We start from the raw sequence: 26,224 nt of genomic DNA, 5'->3' as shown, positions 1-26,224 counted from the left end.
GGACGACGTCCGGGACATCGCCGGCATTGCCGCGTTCTTCGGCCCCTGCAACCGCATGGCCAACGTGACCAGCATGCGGCCGAACGACGACTTCTACACGCTGGGGCGTTGAGCGGAACCCGCGCTGGCGGCGCTGTGCCTGCCGCGCCTTCCGGCCAGGCACCCGACCCAGCGCGGTCGCCACGCCAGCAGCAAGGCCACGCCGATGGCGGCCACGGCCAGGGCCATGAACCACACCAGCGCGGCCATGGTCGGGTGATCACCGGCCAGGCACAGCAGCAGCGATGCGGCCAGCGCCGTGGCGCCCAGCGCGCGCAGCAGCCGCACCGTGCCACGCGGCGGTGCCGCCGTGTTGCGGGCCTGCTGCCAGTGCGGCTCCATTGCCAGCGCCAGCCAGGCCAGGCCGACGAAGGCGCACAGCAGCGCGCCGGCCAGCAACACGGGCGCAGGCAGGAAGGCTTCAGGCATGCCCGGCCTCCGGCATCTGCGGCGCCCGACCCGGTTGCGCCGGGGCGCTTGCGGCGGCGTGGCTGCTGGCAAGCCTGCCCGCGTCCCTGCCGGCAGGCGTGCCCGTGCCGTCGACCACGTTGCCCCGCGCCCGCTGGCGCACACGCCGTGCTGCCACCAGCACCAGCGCCGCGGCGCCCAGCAGCACCAGGTCCACGCCGGCCACCGGCCAGTAGCCATCGGCCAGGGTCTTCAGCAGATGGTCGCCGGTGGTCAGCGCATTGAGCAGCACCGCAGCCACCGCCAACACGGCCACGGCCCAGCATTGCTCGGCCCAGGCCGGCGCGACGCGCGCCTGCAGCACCGGCGCCGTGCGCCACCAGGCATGGCAGAAGGCCAGCAGCCAGGCGGCCCAGAAGATGCGCTCCTCCCACACGCCGCGCATCGGCAGCGCCTCGGGCAGCAGGCGGTTGGCCACCAGCATCGTGGCGGTGGCGATCAGCATGCCGGTGACGGTGGTCACGGCCAGCGCATCGACCACGCGGCTGCCGACCTGGCCCTTGGCCGCATGCTGCTTCTTGCGCTTTTCCACGAAGAAGATGAAGCCGGTGGCGATGCAGGCGGAACCCGCCAGTCCGCCTGCGAAGTAGAGCACCCGCAGCAGCCAGTGGCGGAAGTGCTGCAGGTGCAGGCCGGTAATGAAGTTGTTGATGCCGTCCACCATGTTCACCGGCTCGTCCTCGCGGATCACCTCGCCGGTGGGGCCCTTGAAGTGGATGCCTTCGCCGGTGAGCGTCACGCGGTCGGTGCCGGCGCGGAACACACTGACCGTGGCGTTGGCATCGCCCACGTGGTGCACCGTCAGCATGCCCACGTCGCCCGCCATGCCGCGCGCGGCCCAGCGGCGCTGGGCCTCGGCCACCATCGCATCGACCGACGCCAGGCCGGCGGGCACGCCCGCGGCCTCGTGCGGCAGGCCGGTGCGCAGCGATTCCGCATGCTCGTGGGCCTTGGCCAGCGGGCGCAGCATCGTCTCGCCCACCGGGAAGTACATGGCCGCGAAGATCACCAGCCCGGACAGCGCGAACATGAAGTGGAAGGGCAGGGCCACCACGCCGGTGAGGTTGTGCAGGTCGAGCGCGCTGCGCTGGGTGTGCTTGCGCGGCCGGAAGGTGAACAGCTCGCGGAAGATCTTGCGGTGCATCACCACGCCGCTGACCAGCGCGGCCAGCATCACCAGCGCGGCCAGGCCGACGATCCAGGTGCCCAGCTCCTTCCAGTGCAGGTGCAGGCTGTAGTGCATCGGGTAGAAGAACTGGCTGCCCAACTTCAGCCGGTCGTCGGGCAGGGCCTGGCCGGTGCGCGGGTCCAGCGTGGCGATGCCGTACACATGGTCGTTGTCGGGGTCCTTGGGGTCGGGCAGCTCGAAGCCCGACCACACCGTCAGCACCGGGTCGCGGTGGGTGGTGTAGGCGCCCCATTCATGCAGCGGCATCACCGCCGGCAGCGGGCTGTTGCTGCGGCCGCGGGCCTCGTCCAGCGCCGCCTGGTTGGGCACGATGCGGCGGAAGGCCGGCTCCAGCAGCTTGTCGAACGACGGCATCGGCTGCGGCTCGAAGCGCGTGGAGGGAATGGCCCAGCGGTCGATCTCGCGGTCGTACACCGAGAGCGATCCGAAGAAGAACACGGCCATCAGCACGAAGCCCAGCACCAGGCCGAACCAGGTGTGCAGCCAGGCCATCGACAGGCGGAAGGAAGCGAACATGCGCAAGGTCTCCGGAAGGATGGGCGTCAGGCCAGCGTGCGGGCCAGCAGCCAGGCTGCACCGGTCATGGCGGCCCCGCCGCCGCACAGCACCGCCCACACCCGCAGCAGTCCGGCCGCGGCGAAGGCCCAGCAGAACATGCCGAGGAACACCAGGAACGCCAGCAGGTAGACCAGCGTGCGCGCATCGCCAAAGGGCATGCCGGCCTGCATCAGCAGCACGATGCCCAGCGACACGAAGCCCCAGGTGAAGACATAACCACCGCCCAGGCTGGCGGCGATGCGGGAGGCCACGTGGAGCGGGGAGGGGGAGGTACTGGCCATGCTTCAACTGCGAATGATTCGCAATCATAGAGGCATAGCGGTGCCCGCGGCTACCATGCCCCCGCCATGCACTACCTCCGCTTCGACACCAGCGACAGCACCGACGGCATCCACACGCTGGAAGCGCTGGCCTCCACCCGCGCCGACCGGCACGCGGCGGTGATGGCCGAGGTGCGGCAGGTGCTGGATTGGGCCCGTCAGCACCATCCCGACGGTCCCGGCCCGCTGGACGAAGGCCATGGCTGGGACCACGACCTGGCCGTGTCGCACGAGGACGGCGGCTGGGTGGCGGTGTCGCTCACGCTCATTGGCAGCGAGGCCTTCGCGCAGTCGCTGCTGGCGACCTTCGGCGCCGACGACGACGAATGAAAAAGGGCAGGCCCGCGGGCCTGCCCAGTCCCTGTGCAGCGCGTGGCTGCCAGCCTTCTTCAGCGTGGTGTGATGGTGTAGCGAATGGTGGCCGGGGCACCGCCGGTGAGGTCGCCTTCCTTCACGTTGCGGAAGGTGTTCTCGGCCTCCACGCCGGCCTTCACCGCCGCATCCACCTGCGCCGTCATCGCCTGCAGCGCGGCCGCATCGGCTGCGGTGAGCGTCACGGTGTAGCGTGCATCGCTGGCGATGCTGTTGACCGAGTTGCCGCCATTGAGGCCGCTGACGCGGTAGGCCCCCGCCGGCAGGCCCGCGGCCTTCAGCTTGAGCAGGCTGCGGCCGGCCGCATGCACGGCACTCGTGCGGCCGTAGGCGCCGTTGCTGTGGCCGCCCGGTCCCTGGAACTCGACCAGCAGGCTGCCGGTCTGCTGGGCGGCCGCCGGCAGCGCCGCCAGGCCGCAGGCCGCGCTGCACAGCAGGGCCGCAATGGCCCGGGTCATCTTGGTGTTCATCGACTTCGCCATGGCGTGTGTTCCTCGTTTCACTTGACTTCGGCGGTGCGCGCACCGATGGCCGGTGCGGCCGGCGGCACCACCGTGCCATCGGCGGCGTGGTAGCCCGAGGCGATCAGCGCGGCCATCAGCACCCGCTGCATGCGCTGCACTTCCTTGGCGGATTCACCGGGGATGCCCCATTCCCAGAACGCATGGCCGCCGCCGCCGCTGGCGTTGGTCGCGATGTTCAGGTTGATGGTGGGCACGCCAATGGCGGCGGGCACGTTGTCGTTCAGGCTGCTGGCGGCGGTGGAGATCTCGTCGCGCTTGTCGATGCCGACGATCTCGGCCGACTGCCAGGCCGCCTGGATGGACACGTCGCTGAGGTTGGTGCGCTCATGCGGCGGGCGGTCGCCGAACCAGGTGAGCTCCATCTTCACCGCCTGCGCGGTGTTGTCGGGCACGCCATAGCGGCTGTTCTCTTCCGTCACGCCGGCCTGGAACAGCGGCTCGATGCGGCTGCGGATCTGGTTCAGCGGTTCCAGCCGCGGCGAGCGCATGTCCACCTGGATGGTGCAGCTGGGCACCACGTCGCTGCCGGCGGCGGGGTCCTCGCAGCTCACCACGCCCACGGTGTAGGTGGTCTTCAAGGCCTTGTTGTCCTCGTCCCAGGGCGTCTTGATGTCGGCGATGCGCGCGATGGAGGCTGCGGCCGCTTCCAGCGCGGTGGGCTGGTTGGGGCCCGGCGCGGTGGGCGCGGTGTACTTCATCTCGAAGCGGTAGCTGCCGATGAAGTTGATGGTGCCGCCGCCGCCGTCGATGCCGAAGTTGGTGACGAAGTTCAGCGGGTTGGTGCCGGTGCCCAGGTTCTGGTCGTAGCCATACAGCTGCTTCATGCCGGCCAGGTTGCCCTTGCCTTCCTCGCCCGCGGTGCCGCAGAACCACAGGTCGTACACCGGGCGCACGTTGTACTTCTTCATGGCCTTGGCCAGGTTCAGCACGCCCGAGACATTGCCCATCGCGTCGCCGTAGCCCGGCACGTACAGGCGCACCGCGCCGGCGGCCTTGGCGGCGTCCTCGCTGGCGTAGTACTGGCGGGCCTTGATGTAGTTGGCGTCCTGCACGATGCGGCCATTGGCATCGAAGGCGAGCTCGTTGGGAATGGCGGCCAGCTGCGCCGGCGTCGTCACGATGGCGTCGGCGATGGGCTGCAGCTTGATGGGCTCGTACGGGTTGCTGGCCGGCGGCAGCACCTCGGGGTTCACCGTGTCGATATGGCCTTCCACCAGCACCTTGGGGAACTGGCCGCGGTAGGCCTGCGCGCCGGCGCTGCTGGAGTAGCTGCCCTTGATCTCGACGCACACGTTGTGCACCGGCAGGCCGTCCACCAGCTGCACGTCCGAGCCCGGCAGCTGGCCGTCGGCGCGGGTCTTGATCTCGCTGGGCGCAAAGCCCCATTCCTGCAGCATGCGGCGCTCGATCTCGGCGGCGCGGCGCATCTCGGCGCGCGAGGGCGAGGCGATGCGCACCAGCTCCATGTGCTGGTCGAAGCGGGCCTGGGCATTGGCGGGCGTCAGCCACTCCTGCACCATGGCCTGCAGCGTGGCGTCGCTGTTCATCTTCTGCGAAGCGGCCAGCACCTGCGGGGAGATGGTGGGCACGTTGGCGCCGGTGGCCGGCGGCGGTGCCGGCGGGGTCACCGGCGTGTCGTCATCATCGTCGCCACCGCAGGCGGCCAGGGCCAGCGCCACGGAGCAGGTCAGCAATCTCAGGTTCAAGTCTTTTGCCATCAGGCCTCCTGTTGAAGGCCAGGCTTTCCGCAACTCATGTGCCATTCGGGCCCCAGGCCGGCCACCAAGTTGTGACCGAATGAAGGCACCTTGCGAATCAATGCTTTACGCAAGCTTCATGCACTGCCATCGGGGGCCGGCGCTGCAACGTTTGGATGCGCTTCACACGGAATGCCGACGTGCGGCCCAGCGGCCCGCACGGGATTCCGACGCCTGGCCCGCTTGCGCGCCGAGCTGCGCCACCAGGTGGTCGGCTAGCGACTGCAGGTGTCGCTCCATGCTGCCGCCGCGCGCGACGGCACTGCCGCGCACCAGGGCCAGTTCGGTGCCCGGCGGCCGCTCGAAGCCCGGGGCCGGCGGCAGCACCCGGTGGCTGGGCAGCACCGCGGTGGTGGGCAGCAGGCTCACGCCCAGGCCGGCGGCCACCGCGGCCTGGATGCCGGTGAGGCTGTGGCTGCCGAAGGCCTCCCGCCAAGGCCGGCCGGCCCGGTCCATCGCCCGCAGCACCCGCAGCCGGTAGAGGCAGCCCGGGGGAAACAGCACCAGCGGCAGCGGCCCTTCGGCTGGCACGAAGCCGGGCGCGGCCACCCACACCAGCTGCTCGGGCCAGCGGGCCAGGGCCTCGCCGCTGCCGGGCTCGCGCTTGAGCAGGGCCATGTCCAGCTCGCCGGCCGCCAGGCGGCGCTGCAGCTCGCTGCTCATGCCGCTGACCGTGTCCAGCCGCAGGCCGGGCTGCGCCTGGGCGAAGCCGGCCAGCATGGCCGACATGCGCTGCGCATCGAAGTCCTCCGGCACCCCCAGGCGCAGCACCGCCTGGGCGCCGGGCAGGGCCAGGGCCTCCTGTGCTTCCTGGGCGATGGCCAGCAGCCGGCGCGCGTAATGCGTGAGCAGCTCCCCATGCGGCGTGGGCAGCGCCTGCTTGCCGCTGCGGTCGCGCTGCAGCAGCGGCCGGCCCACACGTTCCTCCAGCCTGAGGATCTGCTGGCTCACGGTGGACTGGGTGCGGTGCACACGCTCCGCGCCGCGGGTGAAGCTGCCTTCCTCCACCACGCACACCAGGGTCTTGAGCAGGTCGAGATCGAGCATGCGCTTATTGTGAATGCCACTGAGGTTTGCGCAAAGATTCGATTTCACAATGAGGCCGGAACTGCGCATGCTGTCGGCCTGTTCAACGCAAGGAGAGGCGGTCATGCCCTTGGATTCCACGCCCCGGCCCACGTGGCTCACCTTCGACTGCTACGGCACGCTCATCCAGTGGGATGAAGGCCTGCGGGCCGCGGTGCAGGAACTGCTGTCGCGCAAGGGCGCGGCGGAGCTGCCGCCGGCGCGCCTGATCGAGGTGTACGACCGCCACGAGCATGCGCTGGAGCAGCAGCCGCCGCACCGCAGCTTCCGCGAGGTGGCCGGCGAAGGCCTGCGCCGCGCGCTGCAGGAGCTGGACCTGCCGGCCGAGCCGGACGATGCGGCGCTGCTCACCGGCCGCATCGGCGCCATGCCGCCGTTCGTGGACGTGCTGCCCGCGCTGCGCTGGCTGAAGGCGCGCGGCCACCGCATCGCCATCGTCAGCAACACCGACGACGACATCATCGCGGGCAACGTGGCCCAGCTCGGTGGCCTGGTGGACCGCGTGATCACCGCCCAGCAGGCCGGTGCCTACAAGCCCGACCGCCGTCTGTTCGACCATGCGCATGCCCAGCTGGGCGTCACGCCGGCGCAGGTGGTCCACATCTGCGCCAGCCCGCACCTGGACCATGCCGCGGCCCGCGACATCGGCTTCCGCTGCATCTGGGTGGACCGCGGCAGCGGCCGCCGGCTGCTGCCCGACTACCAGCCCGACGCAATCGTGGCCGACCTGTCGCAGCTGCCGCCGCTGTTCAGCGCGCTGGGCTGGTAGAACAGCCTCCTGCGCCGCACTGGAGTACCCCCGATGGCCCACACGCTGGAATCCACCGCCCCCGCCCCGACCCGCACCTTGGCGCCGCTGCTGGACAGCGACGCCGTGCAGCAGGCCCGCGTCGAGCTGGCCGCCTGCTTCCAGGCGGCCGCCCGCCACGGCCTGGAAGAGGGCATCTGCAACCACTTCTCGGCACTGCTGCCGGGGCATGACGACCTGTTCCTGGTCAATCCGTATGGCCTGGCCTTCCGCGAGGTCACGGCCTCCACGCTGCTGGTGTGCGACCTGGATGGCCACGTGCTGGCCGGCGAGGGCCGGCCCGAGGCCACCGCCTTCTACATCCACGCCCGGCTGCACCGTGCGCGGCCCACGCTGCGCGCGGCCTTCCACACCCACATGCCGAATGCCACCGCCCTGAGCATGCTGGCCGGCCCGCCGCTGCTCTATGCGGGGCAGACGGCGCTGAAGTTCCTCGGCCGCGTGGCCGTGGACGAGCACTACAACGGCCTGGCGCTGGACGTGGCCGAGGGCGACCGCATCGCCGCCACGCTGGGCACGGCCGACGTGCTGTTCCTGAAGAACCATGGCGTGATGGTCACCGGCCCCACCATCGCCGAGGCCTGGGACGACCTGTACTACCTGGAGCGCGCGGCCGAGGTGCAGCTCAAGGCCATGGGCACCGGCCGGCCGCTGCAGCCGGTCGACGCCGAGGTGGCTCGCCGCACCGCCGCCCAGATGCGCGCCGGCGACCCCGAGAGCGCGCGCGCCCACCTGGCCAGCGTGATGCGGGTGCTGCGGGCCGAGGGCCATGCGTTCGACCGGTAACGGCCGTGCCGCCCAGGGCGGCGAGAATGCAGGCGATGCATCCGTACCTGTTGTCCACCGCCTGGCGGGCGGCCCTGGTGGGCGCGGCGCTGGCGGGTTGTGCCACCGCGCCCGGCCTCGCCCCTTCGGCGCCGCCGGCCGCCTCCCCGCCGCCCGCGGCTGAAGCCGCCACCGAGCCCGCCGCCGCCGCGGCCGCCGCGCACCAGGCCGCCTTTGCGCGCTGGGTGGCCGGCTTCCGCGCCAGCGCCGCTACCGCCGGCATCGGCGAAGCCACCCTCGCCGCCGCGCTGGACCCGGTGCAGTACCTGCCGCAGGTGGTGCAGCTGGACCGCGCGCAGCCCGAGTTCAGCCGCCCGGTGTGGACCTACCTGGACAACACCGTCACGCCGCAGCGCATCGCGCAGGGGCGGGAGAAGCTGGCCGCGCTGCAGGCCGAGCTGCAGGCGGCCGAGCGGCGCCATGGCGTGCCGCCATCGGTGGTGGTGGCCATCTGGGGCATGGAGAGCAACTTCGGCGGCAACTACGGCAGCACGCCGACGCTGGACGCGCTGGCCACGCTGGGCTTCGAGGGCCGGCGCCAGGCCTGGGCGCGCGAGCAGCTGCTGGCCGCGCTGCGCATCGTGCAGAACGGCGACATCGACCGCGAGCACATGGTCGGCTCCTGGGCCGGCGCCATGGGCCAGACGCAGTTCCTGCCCACCAGCTTCCTGACCCATGCGGTGGACGCGGACGGCGACGGCCGGCGCGACATCTGGGGCAGCATGGCCGACGTGGTGGCCTCCACCGCGCAGTACCTGGCCCGCTCCGGCTGGCAGGCCGGCCAGCCCTGGGGCGTGGAGGTGCAGCTGCCGCCGGGCTTCGACCTGGCGCGGGCCGATGGCCTGCTGCGCCAGCCTGCCAGCGCCTGGGCGGCCGAAGGCGTGCAGGGCCTGCAGGGGGCGCCGCTGCCCGCGCTGGACGATGCCGCGCTGCTGCTGCCCGCCGGCGCCCGCGGCCCGGCGTTGCTGGTGGGGCCCAACTTCCGCGCCATCCTCCGCTACAACAATGCCACCAGCTATGCGCTGGCCGTGGGCCTGCTGGCCCGGCAGATCGACGGCGGCCCGCCGCTGCAGACGGCCTGGCCGCGCGAGCTGCAGCCGCTGTCGCGCACCGAGCTGCGCCAGCTGCAGGCGGCGCTGGCCGAACGTGGCTTCGATGCCGGCACGCCTGACGGCGTGCTGGGCCCGGCCACCCGCGAGGCCCTGCGCCGCTGGCAGCGCAGCGTGGGCCTGCCGGCCGACGGCTACCCGGACGCCGGGCTGCTGCAGCGGCTGCTGCAGCGCTGAGGCACCGGCCGCCGCATGCCCAACACCCGCATCCTCGGTTTCCGCGGCCCGGCGGCGGCCAGCCGGGCGTTGGGCGCGGTGGCGGCGGCCATCGTCGCCAGCGTGCTGGCGGTGGCCGGCGGCTCCATCTGGCAGCTGCGCCAGCAGGCCGAGCAGGCCGCGCGGCTGAATGCCGACAGCGCGACCGTGGCCGTAGCCGCCCATGCACACCAGGTGTTCTCCTCCGCGCGCCATGTGCTGGAGGGCCTGGCCGCCCGGCTGGAGGCGGCCGACGTGCAGGACGTGCAGGCCTTCAAGCAGCGCTTCGCCGATGGCGCCACCCATGCGCTGCTGCGGGCGCAGGCGGACAACTTCCAGGCGCTGGACGTGCTCTCGGTGGTGGCAGCCGACGGCGACCTGGTGAACTTCTCGCGCGGCTTTCCGGCGCCGGTGATGAACATCCTCGGCCGCGAAGGCGTGGCCGAGAGCCCCCCCGGCGCCGATCCGCAGGCCCTGCTGATCACCGCGCCGCGGGTGGCCATCGTCAACGGCCGCTGGACCTTCTACGTGGTGCGCCAGCTGCACACCGCCGACGGCCGGCTGCTGGGCATCGTGCAGGCCGGCATCCGCACCGACTACTTCGCCGACTTCTACCAGCGGCTGCAGGTGCGCCCCCAGGGCCCGGGCGGCTATCCCACCATGCTCAGCCTGCTGCGCGCCGACGGCGTGGTGCTGGCCACCGCGCCCCATGACGACCAGCGCCTGGCCCGCCCGCTGCAGTTGCAGCCGGGCGCTGCCGATCCGCTGACCGCGGTGCGCGCGGTGGAGGGCTTCCCGGCCCAGGTGGCCGCCACGGTGCATGCCAGGGACTACCTGGCCGCCTGGCGCACCCAGGCGGGCCTGGTGGCCGGCCTGGCGCTGCTGAGCGCGGGGCTGCTCAGCATCACCTTCGCGCTGCTGGTGCGGGTGCTGCGCCGGCGCGAGCATGAGCTGGCCGCCGACCGCCGGCTGCGCATCCAGGCCGAGCAGGCCGACCGCGCCAAGACCGAGTTCCTGTCCACCATCACCCATGAGCTGCGCACGCCGATGAACGGCGTGCTGGGCACCGCCGAGCTGCTGCTGCAGCCGCAGCCGCCGGAGCGCCAGCGCGCGCTGGTGGAAACGCTGCTGGGCTCGGGCCGCCGGCTGCTGGCCATCATCAACGACATCCTCGACCTGACGCAGATCGAGGCCGGCACGGTGCTGGTGCAGGCGGTGGCCTTCGACCCGGCGGCGGTGGCCGAGGAAGTGCGGCGGCTGCTGGCCGCCAGTGCCGAGGCCAAGGGCCTGCGGCTGCTCAGCCACACCGAAGGCCCGCTGCCGCCAGCGGTGCTGGGCGACGCCGGCCATGTGCGCGAGGTGCTGATCCGCCTGGTGGGCAATGCCATCAAGTTCACCGACCAGGGCCAGGTGCTGCTGGTGGTGCAAGCGCGGCCGCCCGCGCCGGGCGCACCCGCCGTGCCCGTGCTGCGCTACCGGGTGGAGGACACCGGCATCGGCATCGCGCCGCAGGCGCGCGAGCGGCTGTTCAAGCCCTTTGCGCAGGGCGATGCCTCGGCCCAGCGCCGCCACGAAGGCGCGGGCCTCGGCCTGGCGCTGGCGCAGCGGCTGGCCTGGCTGCTGGGCAGCCGCATCGACTACGAGGCCCTGCCCGGCGGTGGCACCCGTTTCTGGTTCGACCTGGCGCTGCCGACCGCCGCCGCGCCCGCGTCGGCGCCCGCGCCGGCGGCTGGCAGCCTGCCCGCCGCGCCCGGCCCGCAGGCTGCCGCCGGCGCGCCGCATGTGCTGGTGGTGGAGGACAACCTGGTCAACGCGATGATCGTGCAGGCGCAGCTGGCCAGCCTGCAGTGCACCAGCACGCTGGCCGAGGACGGCGAGGCCGCCCTGCGCTGCCTGCGCGAAGGCGGCTACGACCTGGTGCTGATGGACTGCATGCTGCCGGCGATGTCGGGCTACGACGCCACCACCCTGTGGCGGGCCATCGAGCACACCGAAGGCCTGCCGCACCTGCCCATCGTGGCGCTGACGGCCAACACGCTGGCCAGCAACGTGGCGCTGTGCGCCCAGGCCGGCATGGACGACTTCCTCACCAAGCCGGTGGCGCTGGAGCGGCTTCGCGCCGTGCTGCACGAGCGGCTGGGGCCGCAGCGCTTTGCGCCGCCGGCGCAGTCCGCGGTGGACGAGGCCGGTGCAGCAGCTGCTCGAACGCCGCCACCGGCAGCGGCCGGCTGAACAGGAAGCCCTGGAACTTCTCGCAGCCCAGGGCCGCCAGGAAGGCGCGCTGGGCCTCGGTCTCCACGCCTTCGGCGATCACGTCCAGGCCCAGGCTGGTGCCCAGGCCCACCACCGCCTTGACGATGGCCGCGTCGCGCTCGGCGGCCAGCATGCCGGCCACGAAGCTCTGGTCGATCTTCAGCTGGTGCAGCGGCAGCCGGCGCAGGTAGCTCAGCGACGAGAAACCGGTGCCGAAGTCATCGAGCGACAGCAGCACGCCCTGGCGGCTGAGGAACTGCATCTTGGCCACCACCTCCTCCAGGTTGTGGGCCAGCGTGCTTTCGGTCAGCTCCAGCTTGAGTTGCCGCGGCTCGGCGCCGCTGCGCCGCAGGATGTCCAGCACCCGCTGCTCGAAGCCCGGCTGCGCGAACTGCGAGGCACTGACGTTGACCGCCACGCACAGCGCGGCCGAGCCGGGGTCCTGGCGCCAGGCGGCCAGCTGGCGGCAGGCGGCATCCAGCACCCAGTCGCCCAGCGCCGGCATCAGGCCGCTGCGCTCGGCCAGCGGGATGAACTCGCCCGGCGACACCAGCCCGCGCGCCGGATGCAGCCAGCGCACCAGCGCCTCGGCGCCGATGATGCGGCCGTCGCAGGCCACCTGCGGCTGGTAGTGCAGCAGCAGCTCGCCGCGCAGCAGCGCGTCGCGCAGCTCGGTCTCCAGGCCGTCGCGCTCGGCCACGTCGGTCTGCATCACATGCACCGTCAGGTACAGCATCAGCAGCGCGGCGGCCTGGTCCCACCACAGGGCGGCGGCGCGCACGGGATCGGGAATGGCCAGCACCGTGTGCCAGCGCGGATCGACGCAGGCGAAGAAGGCATAGGTGAACAGGCACAGCAGCGGCGCGCCGTGGCGCAGCCAGGGCGCTTCCTCGCGCATCAGCAGGCTGCACACCACGCCCAGCGCCAGCAGGAACAGGTGCATGGTGCGCGGCAGCTCGGGCGAGGGCACGTCCAGCCAGCCCGCGCTCACCGTCACCACCAGGTACACGGTGGCGCTGGCCAGCAGGCTGGCCGCGCGCAGGCGGTCGCGCTGCACCAGCCATACGGCGGTGGCGGTGGCGGCCACTGCCAGCAGGTCCAGCGCCACGTTCCACCACGCGCCGCTGAAGGCGAAGAACATCGCCCAGCACAGCGCCACGCCGCCCGACACGCCGCTGCCGGCCAGCACGATGAGCCGCACGCGCCGCTGGTGCAGGCTGGTGGCGCGCGGCGCATGCGCCCGGCGCCCGGCGGGTGCGGAAAGTAATCGGGAATGCGGCATGGGGGAAACGGACGTCCCCTGCGTTATCGGCCGCCCGCGGCGCGGGCGTAGGGCGGCCGGCACCGGCTCAGCGCGACTGCACCGCGTCCAGCGCCGCGAACAGCTCCTCCAGCCCGGCCACCACCTCCTTGATGGCGATGGGCTTGCTCCAGTAGCGGAAGAAGCCCAGGTCCAGCGTGGCCTTGACCTGCGGCGGCATCGCGTCGGCACTGACGGCGATGCAGGGGATGTGCCGCGTGCCGGGCTGGGAGCGCAGCTGCTTGAGCACCTCGTAGCCCGACATGTCGGGCAGGTGCAGGTCCAGCAGGATCACGTCGGGATGCTCGCTGGCGGCCAGCGCCAGGCCGGCCTGGCCATTGGGTGCGGTCACCAGCCGCCAGGTGGGCAGGCTCTCGAACACATGCTGCATCAGCAGCGTGTTGACCTCGTCGTCCTCGATGTAGAGCACCACGCGGTGGCGCCGGGCCGGCGTGGCGGGCTGCACCGGCGCGGGGGAGGGCGCGGGCACCGGCGCGGCCGGCAGGGCCGAAGCGGCGACGGACGGCGGCGGGGCCGGGAAGGCCGCGCCGGGCGGCGGCGGCATGTCGCGGGCGGTGGCCGCCAGCCGCGCCGCCGGCGCCGTGCCCGCGGGCAGCCCGTCGGCCAGCGGCAGCAGCACCTCCACCCGGGTGCCGGTGCCCGGCTTGCTGTGCACCCGCAGGTCGCCCTGCATCGCCTGCACCAGCTTGCGGGTGATCACCAGGCCCAGGCCGGTGCCACGCACCTCGGTGCGCTCCGCGCCCAGGCGGTTGAAGGGCTCGAACAGCCGCGCCAGCTGCGCCGGCGTCATGCCGCTGCCGGTGTCCTCCACGGCCAGCACGCCGTGCTCGCCGCCAGCGGCGGTCTCGAACAGCACCTGCACCGTGCCGTGCGGCCGGTTGTACTTGATGGCGTTGGACAGCAGGTTGTCCAGCACCTGGGCCAGCGCGTCGCGGTCGGCCAGCACCGGCGGCGCCTCGGCGGCGATGGCGGTGGTGAGCACGATGCCCTGCGCCCGCGCCTGCGGCAGCAGCGCCACCGCGCAGCGGTCCACCGCGTCGCCCAGGTCGATGGGCTCGGGCTTCATCACCGCACGGCCTTCCTCCACGCGGGAGATGTCCAGCAGCTGGTCGATCAGCGACATCAGCCGCGTGCCGGACTGCTGGATCACCTCCAGCCGGCGCCGCTGCTGCGGCGACAGCGGCGCGCTCTGGTCGGTGGCCATCAGCTCCACGAAGCCCAGCACGCCGTTCAGCGGCGTGCGCAGCTCATGGCTGATGCGCGACATGAATTCGCTCTTGCTCTGGTTGGCCTTCTCGGCGGCCAGCTTGTCGCGGCGCAGCGCCTCCAGGTTCTCCGCCTCGGTGATGTCGCGGCAGGTGCCGATCAGCCGCTGCTCCTCCTCCACGAACTGGAACAGCATCTGCAGCGTGCGCGGGCCGCCGCCGGCCACCGGCAGCCGCACCACCAGCTCCTCGGTGAAGCCCTCCAGCGGCAGCGAGGTCAGGCTCTGGTGCGCCACCAGCCGGTCTTCCGGCGCCAGGCGCTGCAGCCAGGCCTGCAGCGGCAGCCAGGTCTGCTGCTCGCGGATGTCGTGGTGGCCGCAGGCGATGGCGTCCAGGCCCAGCTGCATCGAGGCGGGGTCGAACTCGATGATGCCGATGCCGGCCGCGCGGGCGGCCAGCGTCCAGCGGCGGTGCAGCGTGCGCAGCTCGCGGTTGACGCGCTGCTCCTGCGTCACGTCGATCAGGAAGCCGTGCCATACGGTGCCACCGTTGAACGAGGTCTCGGGCGCGGCCGTCACCTCGTACCAGGCGTCCTCCACCCCCGGCGGGCGGATGCGGATGCGGGTGCGGCAGGTGTGGCCGAATTCGCGCGACTGCACCAGCTGGTGTTTCAGCCGGCCCAGGTCGTCGGGCGGGATGTGGCGGCGCGCCACGGCGGCATCGCGCGCCAGCTGCTCGGCCGGCGTCATCAGGATGCGCTGCAGCTCCTCGCTGGCGAAGGGGAAGGCCCATTCGCCATCGGGCGAACGCTGCAGCTGGAAGGCAGCGCCGGGCAGCTTGTGCAGCGCCGCCACCGCCGATGGCGGCATGGCCGGCGGGCTGTGCTCCGCCGGCGGATGGCTCCCCGCGCTAGCCGGCATGGTGGCGACCGCAGGACGAAACGGAGGCCTGGCGTGGACGAGGTAGCATGTACTGCAAATTGTGAATGCGACTCGTAACTATTTTCTAGGGGCTTGACGCGGCGCACAACGCCTGCTTGCGGGGAGTGGCGCCGACGCCTCAGCTTTGCACCGGCGCCGCCGAAAAACCTGTCATGTTGTGGTTTGCCGCCCCGCCGGTTGCACCGGGCTCGACCGAGGGCACGTTCGAGACGATCGACGTGGCGCGGCTGCGCGTGGGCATGTTCGTCCGGCTTGACGTCGGATGGATGAATCATCCCTTCCCGGTGTCGCAGTTCCGGCTGTCCAGCCCGGCGCAAATCGACGTGCTGCGCTCCACCGGCGTGCAGCAGGTGCGCTGGTCGCCGGCGCTCAGCCATCTGGCGGCCGAAGCCGCGCCGGAGTCACCCGCTGCGCCCACCGCGCCCGAGCCGCCAAAGGCCGACCCGGCGGCCGATGAGCTGTGCCGCCAGCGCGACGCCCTGGCGCGCTGCGAGCAGCAGTTCGCCGAGGTGGCCGATGCGCTGCGCGACATCACCCGGGCGGTGCCCGCCAGCCCGCTGCTGGCCGGCCGCCAGGCCGATGCGCTGGCCCATGCGCTCGTGCGCAAGCTGGGCGATGCCGGCGATACCTGCGTGCAGCTGCTGGCCGACGCCGCCGCCGACGACGGCACCGGCCATGCGGTCAATGTGAGCGTGATGTCGTTGCTGCTGGGCCGGGCGCTGGGCTGCAGCCCGGCCGAGCTGGCCGAGCTGGCGCTGGGCGCGCTGCTGCACGACGTCGGCAAGCTGGAGCTGCCGCCCGAGCGCTGGCATGCGCAACCCGCCAGCGGCGCGCTGCACCAGTCCGCCTACCGCAGCCATGTGGCCCTGGGCGTGGCCCAGGCGCGGCGCATGGCGCTGCCGCGGCGGGCCAAGCTGGTGATCGCGCAGCACCACGAGCGCGACGACGGCCAGGGCTTTCCGATGCGCGCCGCCGGCGGCCGCATCGATCCGCTGGCGCGCGTGGTGGCCATCGCCAACCGCTACGACAACCTGTGCAATGGCCCCTGGCCCGGCCAGGCGCTGACGCCGCACGAGGCGCTGGCCCGCCTGTTCGGCGAGGAGGCGGCCGCCTTCGAGCGCAGCCTGCTGGAGCATTTCGTGCGCGTGGTGGGCGTGTACCCGCCCGGCACGGCGGTGCAGCTGAGCGACGACCGCTATGCGCTGGTGGTGGCGGTGGACCCGGCGCGCCCGCTGCGCCCGCGCCTGCTGCTGCACGAGCCCGGCCGCCCGGCCACCGAGGCCGCGTTCACCGAGCTGGCGACGCAGCCGCGGCTGTCCATCCGCCGCAGCCTGCGGCCCGAGGCGCTGCCGCCCGAGGTGCGGCGCCAGCTGGCCCCGCGCAGCCGCCTGCGCTACTTCTGGGAGGGCGTGCCCGCACCGGCCGACACCACCCCACCTGCGGGCGCCATGTAACCACCCGCAGCCTGTCACCGGGACGGCTGCGCGCAGCACGTATGCTCGCCCCCGTTTGAAGCAGGGGCAGTACAAGGTGGAGACAGGTCTTTTGATCGTGGGCGGGGTGCTGGCCTTGGCCACCGCGCTGGCGTTGTGGCGTCGGCAGAGCTGGTGGGTGCGCATCTTCGATTTCCCCCGGCTGCAGATCGCCGGCGGGCTGCTGCTGGTGCTGCTGGGTCACCTGGCGGTGGCGGGCATGTCGGGGTGGGACATGGCCTTCCGCGCGCTGCTGCTGGGCTGCCTGGCGCTGCAGGTGCGGCGCATCCTGCCCTACACCCGGCTGGCACGGGTGGAGGTGCTGCAGAGCGAGCAGCGGCAACCCCGGGAGCCGTTGCGGCTGATGTTCGCCAACGTGCTGCAGCCGCAGCACCGCAGCGAGAAGCTGCTGGAGCTGATCCGCGAGGCCGACCCCGACGTGGTGCTGGCGCTGGAGACCGACGACTGGTGGGCCCAGCAGCTGGCGCCGCTGGCCGGGCGCTACCCGCATGACGTGCTGCTGCCCCAGGACAACACCTACGGCATGCTGCTGTATTCACGGCTGCCGCTGCATGACGTGGAGGTGTCGTACCTGATCGAGCCCGACATCCCCTCCATCCACTGCACGCTGGAGCTGCCCACCGGCCTCAGGGTGCGGCTGCACTGCCTGCATCCGCGGCCGCCGGCGCCGGCCGAGCATCCGGACTCGGTGCCGCGCGACGCGGAGCTGCTGGTGGTGGGCAAGGCCATCAAGGGCGACCCGATGCCCACGGTGGTGATGGGCGACCTGAACGACGTGGCCTGGTCGCACACCAGCAGCCTGTTCCGGCGCATCAGCGGCCTGCTGGACCCGCGGCGCGGCCGCGGCTTCTACAACACCTTCCATGCGGCGCACTGGCTGGTGCGTTATCCGCTGGACCACTTCTTCCACTCCAACGACTTCAAGCTGGTGGAGTTCAAGCGGCTGCCGGCCTTCGGCTCCGACCACTTCCCGGTGTACATCCACCTGAGCCACGAGCCGCAGGCGCAGGCCGAGCAGCCCGAGGCCCATGCCGATGGCAAGGACCAGCAGGAAGCGCGGGAGAAGATTGACGAGGCGGTGTAGGCGGCCTCAGGCCTTGCCGCTGCCACCGGCCGGCTGCGGCTTGAAGCGCACCACGCGCCACACGTAGGCCGCCAGCGCGAAGCCCAGCACCGCCTTGGCCACCGGGTCCATCCAGCGGGACACCTCCTCGTAGCGGCTTTCCAGCAGCAGGCCCACCGCGGCCAGCGCGCCGGTCCACAGCAGCGTGCCGGCGGCCGACCAAAGGAGGAAGCGCCCGAACGGCATGCCGGTGACGCCGGCCGGGGCCGAGATCACGCTGCGCAGCCCCGGCACCAGCCGGCCGAAGAACACCGCCACATGGCCGCGCTGGTCGAACCAGCGGTCGGCGCGCTCCACGTCGTCGGGCGACAGCGTGAGCCAGCGGCCATGGCGGCCGGCCCACTGCTTCAGGCGCCGGTCGCCCACCCACCGGCCGGCGAAGTACCAGGGCAGGGTGCCGGCCAGCGAGCCCAGCGTGCCCGCCAGCACCACGCCCACGGTGCTCAGCTCCCCCTTGGCGGAGGCATAGCCGGCGAACGGCATGATGAGTTCCGAGGGAATCGGCGGAAACACGTTTTCCAGCAGCATCAGGGCGGCGACCGCCCAGTAGCCGTGCTGTTCGATGAGTTGGATGATCCATTGCGCCATGGCGCGGACCTCAGCCAACGCCGTGCCTGCGGCCGCGGCCCGGCCTGCGCGGCGGGCTTTCCGCCCGGCCGGTGGGGATCTCGCCGCCGTTGACGTGGTCCAGCCACATCAGCGCATCCACCTGCGCGACGAAATGCTGCAGGTAGTCGGGCGACAGCGCCCGCATCAGCGCCAGCGAGCGGTGCACCAGCTGCTGCGAATTCAAGGGCCCGGCGTTGTCCGGCACCTGGGCCAGCGACTGGTTCAGCCGCTGGTCGGCGCTCAGCCGCGACCAGGTGCCGCGGAACCAGCGCAGCGCCTTCAGCTCGGGCGAGGCCTCCGCGCCGGGCAGCGGGCCGGCCGCGGCCGGGGTGGCCCGGGGGGATGCATCCGCCGGGTCGGCCGGGGCCGCGCCGGCGGACTGGCGGGCGGCATGCGCCAGCAGCCCGGCCAGCGGGCCGGGGCCGAGCCGGGCGCCGGGCAGGGCGCCGGTGGCCGCATCAGCGGCCGGCGCGGTGCCGGCCCTGGTGGCGGCCCGCCAATAGGCGGCCATGGCCTGGCGCAGCCGTGCCTGCAGCAAGGTGCGCGCGGCGGGCGGGCGCGTCTGTAGCCGCTCGCACATCGCCTCCAGCAGCCGGAAGCGCACCGGATGGGCGGCCGCCAGGCCGGCGGCACGCCAGTGGGCCAGCACCGCGGCGGCTTCGAAGCCGGCGTCCGCTGCCGGGCTGGCCGGGGCCTCACTCACGGGTCGGGGCCGTGGTGCGCGGGCGCGGCGTGGGCGTCATCTCCACCCGGCGGTTGCGTGCCCGGCCCTGGGCATCGGCATTCGAGGCCACGGCCTGCTGCGAGCCGAAGGCCGCCGCGAACACCGACGACGCCGGCAGGCCTTCCTCGATCAGCGCCCGGGTGACGGTGAGCGCGCGCTGGGCCGACAGCTCCCAGTTGTCCGCGAAATGACGGCTGCGCTCGCGCACCAGGCGGTCGTCGGTGAAGCCGCTGACCATCAGCACCTCGTCGCGCTGCTTCAGGTAGGCGGCCAGCGGGCCGGCCAGGCTGCGCAGCAGCTGGCGGCCCTCGGGCTGCAGTTCGGCCGAGTTGAATTCGAACAGCAGGCTGCCGCTGATGCCGATGCGCCCGTCCACCAGCCACACGCGGCCGGCCGCCAGCGGGCCGGCCAGTGCGGCCTCCAGCGTCTGCAGCCGCTGCACCTGGGCCTGGCGGCGGTCCAGCTCGGCCTGCAGCCGGCTGGACATCTCCAGCTGCAGCCCCAGCGCGCACACCAGGATCAGCACGAAGGCGCCCAGCAGGCCGGCCATCAGGTCGCCGAACACCGCCCACACCGGCACCTGGGTGTCCAGGCCGGCGTCCAGTTCGTCGCGCGCGGTCATGCGGCGCTGCCGGCCGGGGCGCGGCGCTCGGCCATCTGCTGCAGGTCTTCCACGATCTGCTTCTGCGACATGATGCTGAGGTCGATCACCTCCCGCGCCTGGGCCACGTAATAGGCCAGCTGTTCGTCGCTGCGGGCGGTGGCGCGGCCCAGCGCGGCCTCGATGCGCGAGAGCTGCTCCACCAGCTGGTCGCTGCTGCGGCTGAACAGCTCCACGCCGAAGCCAAAGGCCTCGCCCAGCCCGGCCACCTCGGCCGCGCCGGCGCCCAGCTGGCCGGCCGCATCGGCCAGCGCGCCGGCCTGGGCCTGGGCGTTGTGCTCCAGCCGGTGGGCGGCACCTTCCAGCAGCCCGGAGGCATCGGCCACCAGGCGGTCGATGGCGGCGCGCTGCTCGCCGGCGGCATGGTTGACCGCCTCCAGCAGCGTGCCCAGCGTCTGCAGCATGCGGTTGCGCTCGTCCAGCAACGCGTTGTCCTGCACCAGGCTGTCGGACAGCTTCTGGCGCAACTCGGCGATCACCTCGGCGGCCGCGCGCGGCGCTTCCGCCGCGCCCTGCAGCAGGCGCTCGATCTCGGCGACGGTGCGGCGGCTGTGGGCCTCGGCCTCGACGGTGATGCGGCCGGCGGCCTCGGCCAGGCGGTCGCACTGCTGCTGCTGGCGCTCCGCCGCGGCCTGGCTGCTGCTGCGCAATTCGTCCTGCAGCGCCTGGCCGTCGGCCTGCAGGCGGTGGATCAGCGCGCTGGCGGCGGCCTGCGATTCGGCCTGCAGCAAGGCGGCCTGGGCAGCCAGCGCCTGCTGCCAGGCGGCCAGCCGCTCGGCATCGGCAGCGGACTGCGCAGCCAGGCGCCGGGCCTGCGCCTCGTCCACCGACTGCAGCAGCGTGGTGGCCTGGCGGCCCAGGCCGTCGGCGGCGACCGCCAGGGCCGCGCGGGTCTCGTCCAGCAGCTGGCGGCTGCCGTGCTGCTGCTGCGCCAGCGCGCCGCGCCAGTCGGCGGCCACCTGCTGCACCGCGGCTTCCAGCCGGCCGGACACTTCGTCCACCAGCGCGGCCGATCGGCCGTCGAAGCTGCGGCCTACCTCGGCCAGCGTGGCCTGCCAGGTGGCGGCCAGGCCGTCCATCTGCTGCTGCACCGCCTGCTGCAGCGTGTGCTGCAGCTGCCGCGTCTCGGCGGCGATGCCGGCCATGGTGGCCTGCACCACCGGCTGCAGCGTGGCGCCGGCCTGGCGCGCGCTGGCGGCCAGGCTGTCGTTCAGCGCCCGGCCCACCGAGCTGGCCAGGCCGGTGTAGGCAGCCTCGGCCTGGTGGTGGAAGCGCTCCTGGCTGCCCGCCAGGCGCTCATGCAGCGCCTGCTGCTGCTGCGCCATCGCGGCCACCATCTGCTGCAGCTGGTCGACCAGCGCGGGCATGGCCTGGGCCTGCTGCTGCAGCAGGCGGAAGGATTCGTCGCGGCGCCAGGCCTGCGAGAAACCGTGCAGGCTGGTGGCAATGCGCAGATCCAGCCGCTGCACGGCCAGCAGGCGGTCGCGCCGGCACAGCGCGGCCATCAGGCCCAGCATGGCCGAGGCGGCCACGCCGGCCAGCGAGGTGCCGAACGCCAGCCCCAGGCCCTTGACCGGCGCCGACAGCGAGGCGCGCATGCTGGCCAGATCGGTGGCGCCCTGCAGCGCCTGGCCGGTGCCGTCCAGCGTGACCACCATGCCCAGGAAGGTGCCGAGCATGCCCAGCAGCACCAGCAGCCCGGCCAGGAAGGGCGTGAGCGCCGGGCCGGGCAGGCCCACGCGCTCGCCTTCGATGCGCAGCCGCACCGGCTGGCGCAGCGCCGGATGCAGCCGGGCCAGCCAGTCGTCCAGCCGCGCCGGAGGCTGCTCGTCGGCCACGGCCGCGGCCAGGGTGGCGGTGGCCTGGCGGAAGCGGTGCAGCTCCAGCGCGCCGGCACCGAAGAAGGCGGCAATCAGCAGCGTGATGGCCAGCGTCAGCGGCTGGCCGGCGACGCTGCCCGCGGCCACCCAGCCGACGGCGGCCAGGCCCGCGGCCAGGGCCGCATGGAAAAGATGTCTAGTCATGTTCGAAGGCCTGCTTCACGCCCAGGGCTGCCAGCAGGCCGAGGACGGGTTGGAATCGAATGTCCAGCTCGGCGCGCAGCACCGCCTGCAGCTCCTGCCGGAACAGCGGCCGCCAGGCGGCGGGGCCGGCTTCGGCCTGGCTGGCGGCCAGCCGGCGCAGGCGCGGCTCCAGCAGGCCGGGCACGGTGGCCAGCAGCCGCCGCTCCTGCGGCGCCAGCACCTGCGTCATCACCGCATCGACCTCGGCCAGCCGGGCGCCGGCGGCCGACTGCGCGGCCAGCGCCTGGCGCAGCCGCGCGCGCAGCGGGCCGATGGCCGCTTCCATCGCCTGCTGGCGGCTGCGGTAGAGCCGGCGCAGCGGCGCGAAGTCGGGTACCGCAGCCGGCTCGCCGGCGTCGTCGGCCGCGTCGCCCGCGGGCGGCGTGTCGATGGCCTGCCGCAGGCTGGCATGCAGCCGGCGGCTTTCGTCGGCCAGCGCACGGACGACGGGGGAGGGCGCGGCGGGGCCAGGCGTGGCCGCCGCCGGCACCGCGGCACCGCCGAGGGCCGCATGCAGCGAAATGGCATCCGCCCAGCCGAGCCACTGGCTCAGCCGTTCGGGAAACACCTGGTTGGAAGCGGGCGCCCCGGCCTCGGCCAGGCGGCCGAGCAGGCGCACGAGCGCCGAGCCGGTGACATCCGTGCGCCTCGGGGCATGCGCCATGACGCCAGCAGACATTCGGGAAGAAAAACCCGGCAGTCTACCCGGCCGACCCTGTCCGGCCGGGTGGGCGGCGCCCGCTGCCGGATCAGGCCACGGCGGGCAGCTTGTCCAGCAGCTTCTCCAGGGTCACCGGATAGTCGCGCACCCGCACGCCCGTGGCATGGTGCACCGCATTGGCGATGGCGGCACCCACGCCGCACAGGCCCAGCTCGCCCACGCCCTTGGCCTTCATCGGGGAGGACGTCGGATCCGCCTCGTCCAGGAAGATCACGTCCTGGTGCGGGATGTCGGCATGCACCGGCACTTCGTAGCCCGCCAGGTCGTGGTTGACGAAGAAGCCGTGGCGGTGGTCCACCGCCAGTTCCTCCATCAGCGCCGCGCCCACGCCCATGGTCATCGCGCCGATCACCTGGCTGCGCGCCGTCTTCGGGTTGAGGATGCGGCCGGCCGCGCACACCGCCAGCATGCGCCGCACGCGGATCTCACCGGTGGCGGCATCCACCGCCACTTCCACGAAGTGCGCGCCGAAGGTGCTCTGCTGGAAGCGCTTGTCCAGGTCGCCGTACTCGATGCGGTCCTCCGCCACCAGGCCCTGGGCACCGGCCGCCTCGGCCAGCGTCATGCTGCGGCCGCCGCCGCGCACCTGCCCGCCGCTGAACTCCGCGTCGCCCGCCGGCACGCCCAGGCGCGCAGCCACCGCCTCGCGCAGCTTCATGCAGGCCGCGTACACGCCCGCGGTGGCATTGTTGGCGCCCCACTGGCCGCCCGACCCGGCCGAGGCCGGGTAGCTGGAATCGCCCAGCCGCACCGCCACCTTGTCGATGGGCAGGCCCATGGTCTCTGCAGCGGTCTGGGCCACGATGGTGTAGGTGCCGGTGCCGATGTCGGTCATGTCGGTCTCCACCGTCACCATGCCGCGGTCGTCCAGCCGCACCCACGCGCCGGAGGCCTGCTGCATGTTGTTGCGGAAGGCCGCGGCCATGCCGGTGCCCACCAGCCAGCGGCCCTCGCGCCGGCTGGCGGGCTTGGGGTTGCGCTGGTTCCAGCCGAAGCGCTCGGCGCCGATGCGCAGGCAGTCCGCCAGCCGGCGCTGCGAGAAGCGGCGCTCGGGCTTCTCGGGGTCCACCATCGTGTCGTTGAGGATGCGGAACTGCACCGGGTCCATGCCCAGGCGCTCGGCCATCTCGTCGATGGCGATCTCCAGCGCCATCATGCCCGGCGCCTCGCCAGGGGCGCGCATCGCATTGCCCTCGGGCAGGTCCAGCACCGCCAGGCGCATGGCGGTCATGCGGTTGGCGCCGGCATACAGCAGCCGGGTCTGGTTCACCGCCGTCTCCGGCGAGCCTTCGGGCAGGTCGCCCGACCAGCTCTCATGGCCGATGGCGGTGATGCGCCCGTCGCGCCCCGCGCCGATGCGGATGCGCTGCAGCGTGGCCGGCCGGTGGGTGGTGTTGTTGATGATCAGCGGCCGCTGCAGCGCCACCTTCACCGGCCGGCCCACGGCCCTGGCGCCCAGCGCGGCCAGCAATGCATCGGCGCGCAGGAACAGCTTGCCGCCGAAGCCGCCGCCGATGAAGGGCGACACCAGCCGCACCTTCTCCTTCGGGATGCCCAGCGTCTTGGCCAGGTCGCCGGTGGTCCAGTCGATCATCTGGTTGGACGTCCACACGGTCAGCTGGTCGCCCTCCCACGAGGCCATGGAGGCATGCGGCTCCATCATCGCGTGCGACTGGTCGGGCGTGGTGTAGCGCGCGTCCAGCTTCACCGGCGCGGCGGCGAAGGCCGACTCGAAATTGCCGACCGCCGTCTGCGTGGGGCCGCTGTTCTCGTTGGGCTTGGCCAGGGGCGCGCCGTCCTTCACTGCCTCCAGGTCGAAGGCGCCGGGCTGCTTTGCATAACGCACCTTCACCAAGGCGGCCGCGGCGCGGGCCTGCTCGAAGCTGCCGGCCACCACCAGGGCCACGGCCTGGTGGTAGTGCTGCACCTCGGGCCCGGCCAGCAGCCGCGCGGTGTTGAGCTTGCCCTTGTCGAGCTTGCCGGCGTTGTCGGCGGTGATGATGGCCAGCACGCCGGGCGCGGCGCGGGCCGCGCTGGTGTCGATGGACTCGATGCGGCCCTTGGCGATGCCGGCGCCGATCACATGGCCGTAGGCCGGCTGGCGTGCCACGTCGTGCCGCTCGTAGGCATACAGCGCGGTGCCGCTGGTCTTCATCGGCCCGTCGATGCGGGACAGGGGCTGGCCGACGACCTTCATCTGGTCGATCGGATTGGTGGTGGCGGGTGTGTCGAACTTCATGGCGTCAGGCCCTCGTGTCGGCCAGCACGGCGGCGAGCGTGCGCTCCACCAGCGGCAGCTTGAATGCGTTGTGCTCGGTGGTGCGCGCGCCGGCCAGCAACTGCGCGGTGAAGGCCTTGGCCCCCTGCGGCAGCAGCGGCTCGGCCGCCTCCAGGCGCCAGGGCTTGTGCGCCACGCCGCCCACGGCCACGCGGCCGCTGCCGTCGGGCTGGATCACCGCGGCCACCGACACCAGTGCGAAGGCATAGGAGGCGCGGTCGCGCACCTTGCGGTAGACATGCCGCCCGCCCACCGGTGGCGGCAGGCTCACGGCGGTGATCAGCTCGCCGGCTTCCAGCACCGTGTCCACCTGCGGCGTGTCGCCGGGCAGCCGGTGAAAGTCGGCGATGGGGATGGTGCGGGCGCTGCCGTCGGGCCGCACCGTTTCCACCGTGGCGTCCAGCACCCGCATGGCCACCGCCATGTCGCTGGGATGGGTGGCGATGCAGGCGTTGCTGGTGCCCACCACCGCCAGCTGGCGCGAATAACCGCCCTGCGCGGCGCAGCCGCTGCCGGGCTGGCGCTTGTTGCAGGGCTGGTCGGTGTCGTAGAAATAGGGGCAGCGGGTGCGCTGCAGCAGGTTGCCGGCCGTGGTGGCCTTGTTGCGCAGCTGGCCCGAGGCACCCGACAGCAGCGCGCGCGACAGCACCGCATAGTCGCGCCGCACGCGGCTGTCGGCGGCCAGGTCGGTGTTGCGCACCAGCGCGCCCACGCGCAGGCCGCCGCCGGGCTGCGGCTCGATGGCATCCAGGCCGATGCCGTTGACGTCCACCAGGTGGGTGGGCGTCTCGATCTGCAGCTTCATCAGGTCCAGCAGGTTGGTGCCGCCGGCGATGAAGCGGGCGCCCGGCGTGCGGCGCGCCGCAGCGGCCGCCTCGGCCGGCGTGCGCGCGCGTTCGTAGGTGAAGGCCTTCATGCGCGCACCCCCGCCACTTCGTTGATCGCATCAACGATGTTGGAGTAGGCGCCGCAGCGGCAGATGTTGCCGCTCATGCGCTCGCGCAGTTCTTCCGCGCTGAGCAGCGGCTGCGCCTGCAGGTCGGCCGTGACGTGGCTGGGGATGTTGGCCCGCACCTCGTCCAGCACCGCCACCGCCGAGCAGATCTGCCCCGGCGTGCAATAGCCGCACTGGTAGCCGTCGTGCCGCACGAAGGCGGCCTGCATCGGATGCAGCTGCGTGGGCGTGCCCAGGCCTTCGATGGTGGTGATGCGCGAGCCCTCGTGCATGACCGCCAGCGACAGGCAGGCATTGATGCGCCGGCCGTCGGCGATCACGGTGCAGGCACCGCACTGGCCGTGGTCGCAGCCCTTCTTGCTGCCGGTGAGCTGCAGGTGTTCGCGCAGCGCATCCAGCAGCGTGGTGCGGTTGTCCAGCGTCAGCGTCTGGGCCTGGCCGTTGACCTCGAACTTGACGCGGGTGGTGGGCGGCAGCGGCTGGCTGCCGGCCGGCTGGGCCGCGGCCTCGCCGGCCATGCCGCCGGCGGCCACCGACGCGGCGCCGGCCAGCAGCACCTCGCGGCGGTTGAAGGCCGCGCCGGCCGGTTTGCTCGATCGATCAGTGTCCATGGGTGTTGCTCCTGGC

At 72.8% G+C, this 26,224-nt stretch carries 22 protein-coding genes and 2 pseudogenes; 8 read left to right on the top strand and 16 right to left on the bottom strand.

What is annotated here, in order from left to right; translation table 11 throughout:
- Window position 1: 1 nt before the first annotated feature.
- Window positions 2–112 (top strand): annotated as a pseudogene (locus VO99_RS31235) (peroxidase-related enzyme); the annotation flags it as partial.
- Here the strand turns inward: VO99_RS31235 and VO99_RS09035 are convergent.
- Genes VO99_RS09035 through VO99_RS09025 form a run of 3 tightly spaced genes read right to left on the bottom strand, consistent with a single transcriptional unit; the run spans window position 94 to window position 2,535 of the window.
- Entirely contained in the window at window positions 94–468 is a 375-nt protein-coding gene (locus tag VO99_RS09035) for a DUF3325 domain-containing protein (protein ID WP_046112514.1), read from the bottom strand. The pseudogene VO99_RS31235 and the gene VO99_RS09035 overlap by 19 nt on opposite strands.
- Window positions 461–2,212, bottom strand: coding sequence for a PepSY-associated TM helix domain-containing protein (locus tag VO99_RS09030; RefSeq protein WP_083440465.1), 1,752 nt, complete (start codon window positions 2,210–2,212; stop codon window positions 461–463). The genes VO99_RS09035 and VO99_RS09030 overlap by 8 nt, the downstream gene beginning before the upstream one ends.
- A gap of 26 nt (window positions 2,213–2,238) precedes the next feature.
- Window positions 2,239–2,535, bottom strand: a complete 297-nt coding sequence (locus tag VO99_RS09025; RefSeq protein ID WP_046112513.1) for a hypothetical protein — start codon at window positions 2,533–2,535, stop codon at window positions 2,239–2,241.
- A 66-nt stretch (window positions 2,536–2,601) separates the two neighbouring features.
- Between VO99_RS09025 and VO99_RS09020 the strand changes: the two genes are divergently transcribed.
- Window positions 2,602–2,904, top strand: a complete 303-nt coding sequence (locus tag VO99_RS09020) for a hypothetical protein (RefSeq protein WP_046112512.1) — start codon at window positions 2,602–2,604, stop codon at window positions 2,902–2,904.
- Window positions 2,905–2,963: 59 nt separating this feature from the next.
- Here the strand turns inward: VO99_RS09020 and VO99_RS09015 are convergent, their stop codons facing one another.
- The 3 genes from VO99_RS09015 to VO99_RS09005 form a co-directional block, all read right to left on the bottom strand.
- Window positions 2,964–3,428: a peptidase dimerization domain-containing protein gene (locus VO99_RS09015; RefSeq protein WP_052736209.1), complete on the bottom strand. Its 465-nt coding sequence runs from the start codon at window positions 3,426–3,428 to the stop codon at window positions 2,964–2,966.
- Window positions 3,429–3,445: 17 nt separating this feature from the next.
- The gene (locus tag VO99_RS09010; protein WP_232315315.1) at window positions 3,446–5,188 is read right to left on the bottom strand and encodes a zinc-binding metallopeptidase family protein; all 1,743 of its coding nucleotides are present in this window, start codon (window positions 5,186–5,188) and stop codon (window positions 3,446–3,448) included.
- Window positions 5,189–5,350: 162 nt separating this feature from the next.
- A complete protein-coding gene (locus VO99_RS09005) occupies window positions 5,351–6,274 on the bottom strand; it encodes a LysR substrate-binding domain-containing protein (RefSeq protein ID WP_046112511.1) in 924 nt (307 codons plus the stop codon).
- Window positions 6,275–6,377: 103 nt separating this feature from the next.
- Here VO99_RS09005 and VO99_RS09000 point away from each other — a divergent pair, with 103 nt between their 5' ends.
- The 4 genes and pseudogenes from VO99_RS09000 to VO99_RS08985 form a co-directional block, all read left to right on the top strand.
- Window positions 6,378–7,082, top strand: a complete 705-nt coding sequence (locus tag VO99_RS09000) for a haloacid dehalogenase type II (protein WP_046112510.1) — start codon at window positions 6,378–6,380, stop codon at window positions 7,080–7,082.
- 33 nt (window positions 7,083–7,115) lie between these two features.
- The gene (locus VO99_RS08995; RefSeq protein WP_046112509.1) at window positions 7,116–7,907 is read left to right on the top strand and encodes an aldolase; all 792 of its coding nucleotides are present in this window, start codon (window positions 7,116–7,118) and stop codon (window positions 7,905–7,907) included.
- A gap of 35 nt (window positions 7,908–7,942) precedes the next feature.
- Window positions 7,943–9,232 carry a lytic murein transglycosylase gene (locus VO99_RS08990; protein WP_046112508.1) on the top strand — a complete coding sequence of 430 codons (1,290 nt, stop codon included), beginning with the start codon at window positions 7,943–7,945 and terminating at the stop codon, window positions 9,230–9,232.
- Window positions 9,233–9,247: 15 nt separating this feature from the next.
- A pseudogene (locus tag VO99_RS08985) lies at window positions 9,248–11,317 on the top strand (ATP-binding protein); the annotation flags it as partial.
- Between the two features lie 19 nt (window positions 11,318–11,336).
- Here the strand turns inward: VO99_RS08985 and VO99_RS31820 are convergent.
- Both VO99_RS31820 and VO99_RS08975 read right to left on the bottom strand, forming a co-directional pair.
- On the bottom strand, window positions 11,337–12,785 hold the full coding sequence (locus tag VO99_RS31820) for a putative bifunctional diguanylate cyclase/phosphodiesterase (RefSeq protein WP_157039502.1): 1,449 nt from the start codon (window positions 12,783–12,785) through the stop codon (window positions 11,337–11,339).
- A 67-nt stretch (window positions 12,786–12,852) separates the two neighbouring features.
- Window positions 12,853–14,949: a PAS domain-containing hybrid sensor histidine kinase/response regulator gene (locus VO99_RS08975; protein ID WP_198156901.1), complete on the bottom strand. Its 2,097-nt coding sequence runs from the start codon at window positions 14,947–14,949 to the stop codon at window positions 12,853–12,855.
- Window positions 14,950–15,122: 173 nt separating this feature from the next.
- On the opposite strand from VO99_RS08975, the gene VO99_RS08970 reads away from it, so the two are divergent.
- Window positions 15,123–16,424, top strand: a complete 1,302-nt coding sequence (locus VO99_RS08970) for a cyclic di-GMP phosphodiesterase (RefSeq protein WP_046112504.1) — start codon at window positions 15,123–15,125, stop codon at window positions 16,422–16,424.
- Between the two features lie 76 nt (window positions 16,425–16,500).
- Window positions 16,501–17,547 carry an endonuclease/exonuclease/phosphatase family protein gene (locus tag VO99_RS08965; protein WP_046112655.1) on the top strand — a complete coding sequence of 349 codons (1,047 nt, stop codon included), beginning with the start codon at window positions 16,501–16,503 and terminating at the stop codon, window positions 17,545–17,547.
- 6 nt (window positions 17,548–17,553) lie between these two features.
- Here VO99_RS08965 and VO99_RS08960 read toward each other — a convergent pair whose 3' ends face one another.
- The 8 genes from VO99_RS08960 to paoA form a co-directional block, all read right to left on the bottom strand.
- Window positions 17,554–18,174, bottom strand: coding sequence for a DedA family protein (locus tag VO99_RS08960; protein WP_046112503.1), 621 nt, complete (start codon window positions 18,172–18,174; stop codon window positions 17,554–17,556).
- A gap of 10 nt (window positions 18,175–18,184) precedes the next feature.
- Entirely contained in the window at window positions 18,185–18,898 is a 714-nt protein-coding gene (locus VO99_RS08955) for a DUF2894 domain-containing protein (protein ID WP_052736208.1), read from the bottom strand.
- Entirely contained in the window at window positions 18,891–19,541 is a 651-nt protein-coding gene (locus VO99_RS08950) for an OmpA family protein (protein ID WP_046112502.1), read from the bottom strand. Before VO99_RS08950 ends, VO99_RS08955 begins: the two co-directional genes overlap by 8 nt.
- The gene (locus VO99_RS08945) at window positions 19,538–21,604 is read right to left on the bottom strand and encodes a DUF802 domain-containing protein (protein WP_046112501.1); all 2,067 of its coding nucleotides are present in this window, start codon (window positions 21,602–21,604) and stop codon (window positions 19,538–19,540) included. The genes VO99_RS08950 and VO99_RS08945 overlap by 4 nt, the downstream gene beginning before the upstream one ends.
- Complete coding sequence (locus VO99_RS08940; protein WP_046112500.1) at window positions 21,597–22,307, bottom strand: DUF3348 family protein; 711 nt, start codon at window positions 22,305–22,307, stop codon at window positions 21,597–21,599. Before VO99_RS08940 ends, VO99_RS08945 begins: the two co-directional genes overlap by 8 nt.
- Before the next feature lie 85 nt (window positions 22,308–22,392).
- Window positions 22,393–24,603, bottom strand: coding sequence for an aldehyde oxidoreductase molybdenum-binding subunit PaoC (gene paoC / locus VO99_RS08935; RefSeq protein ID WP_046112499.1), 2,211 nt, complete (start codon window positions 24,601–24,603; stop codon window positions 22,393–22,395).
- Between the two features lie 4 nt (window positions 24,604–24,607).
- The gene (locus VO99_RS08930) at window positions 24,608–25,558 is read right to left on the bottom strand and encodes an FAD binding domain-containing protein (protein WP_046112498.1); all 951 of its coding nucleotides are present in this window, start codon (window positions 25,556–25,558) and stop codon (window positions 24,608–24,610) included.
- A complete protein-coding gene (paoA, locus tag VO99_RS08925) occupies window positions 25,555–26,208 on the bottom strand; it encodes an aldehyde dehydrogenase iron-sulfur subunit PaoA (RefSeq protein WP_046112497.1) in 654 nt (217 codons plus the stop codon). The genes VO99_RS08930 and paoA overlap by 4 nt, the downstream gene beginning before the upstream one ends.
- Between the last annotated feature and the right edge of the window lie 16 nt (window positions 26,209–26,224).

Source organism: Aquincola tertiaricarbonis, from assembly GCF_000969605.1.
Lineage (GTDB): Bacteria > Pseudomonadota > Gammaproteobacteria > Burkholderiales > Burkholderiaceae_C > Aquincola > Aquincola tertiaricarbonis.
This window is presented reverse-complemented; position numbering and strand designations above follow the sequence as displayed.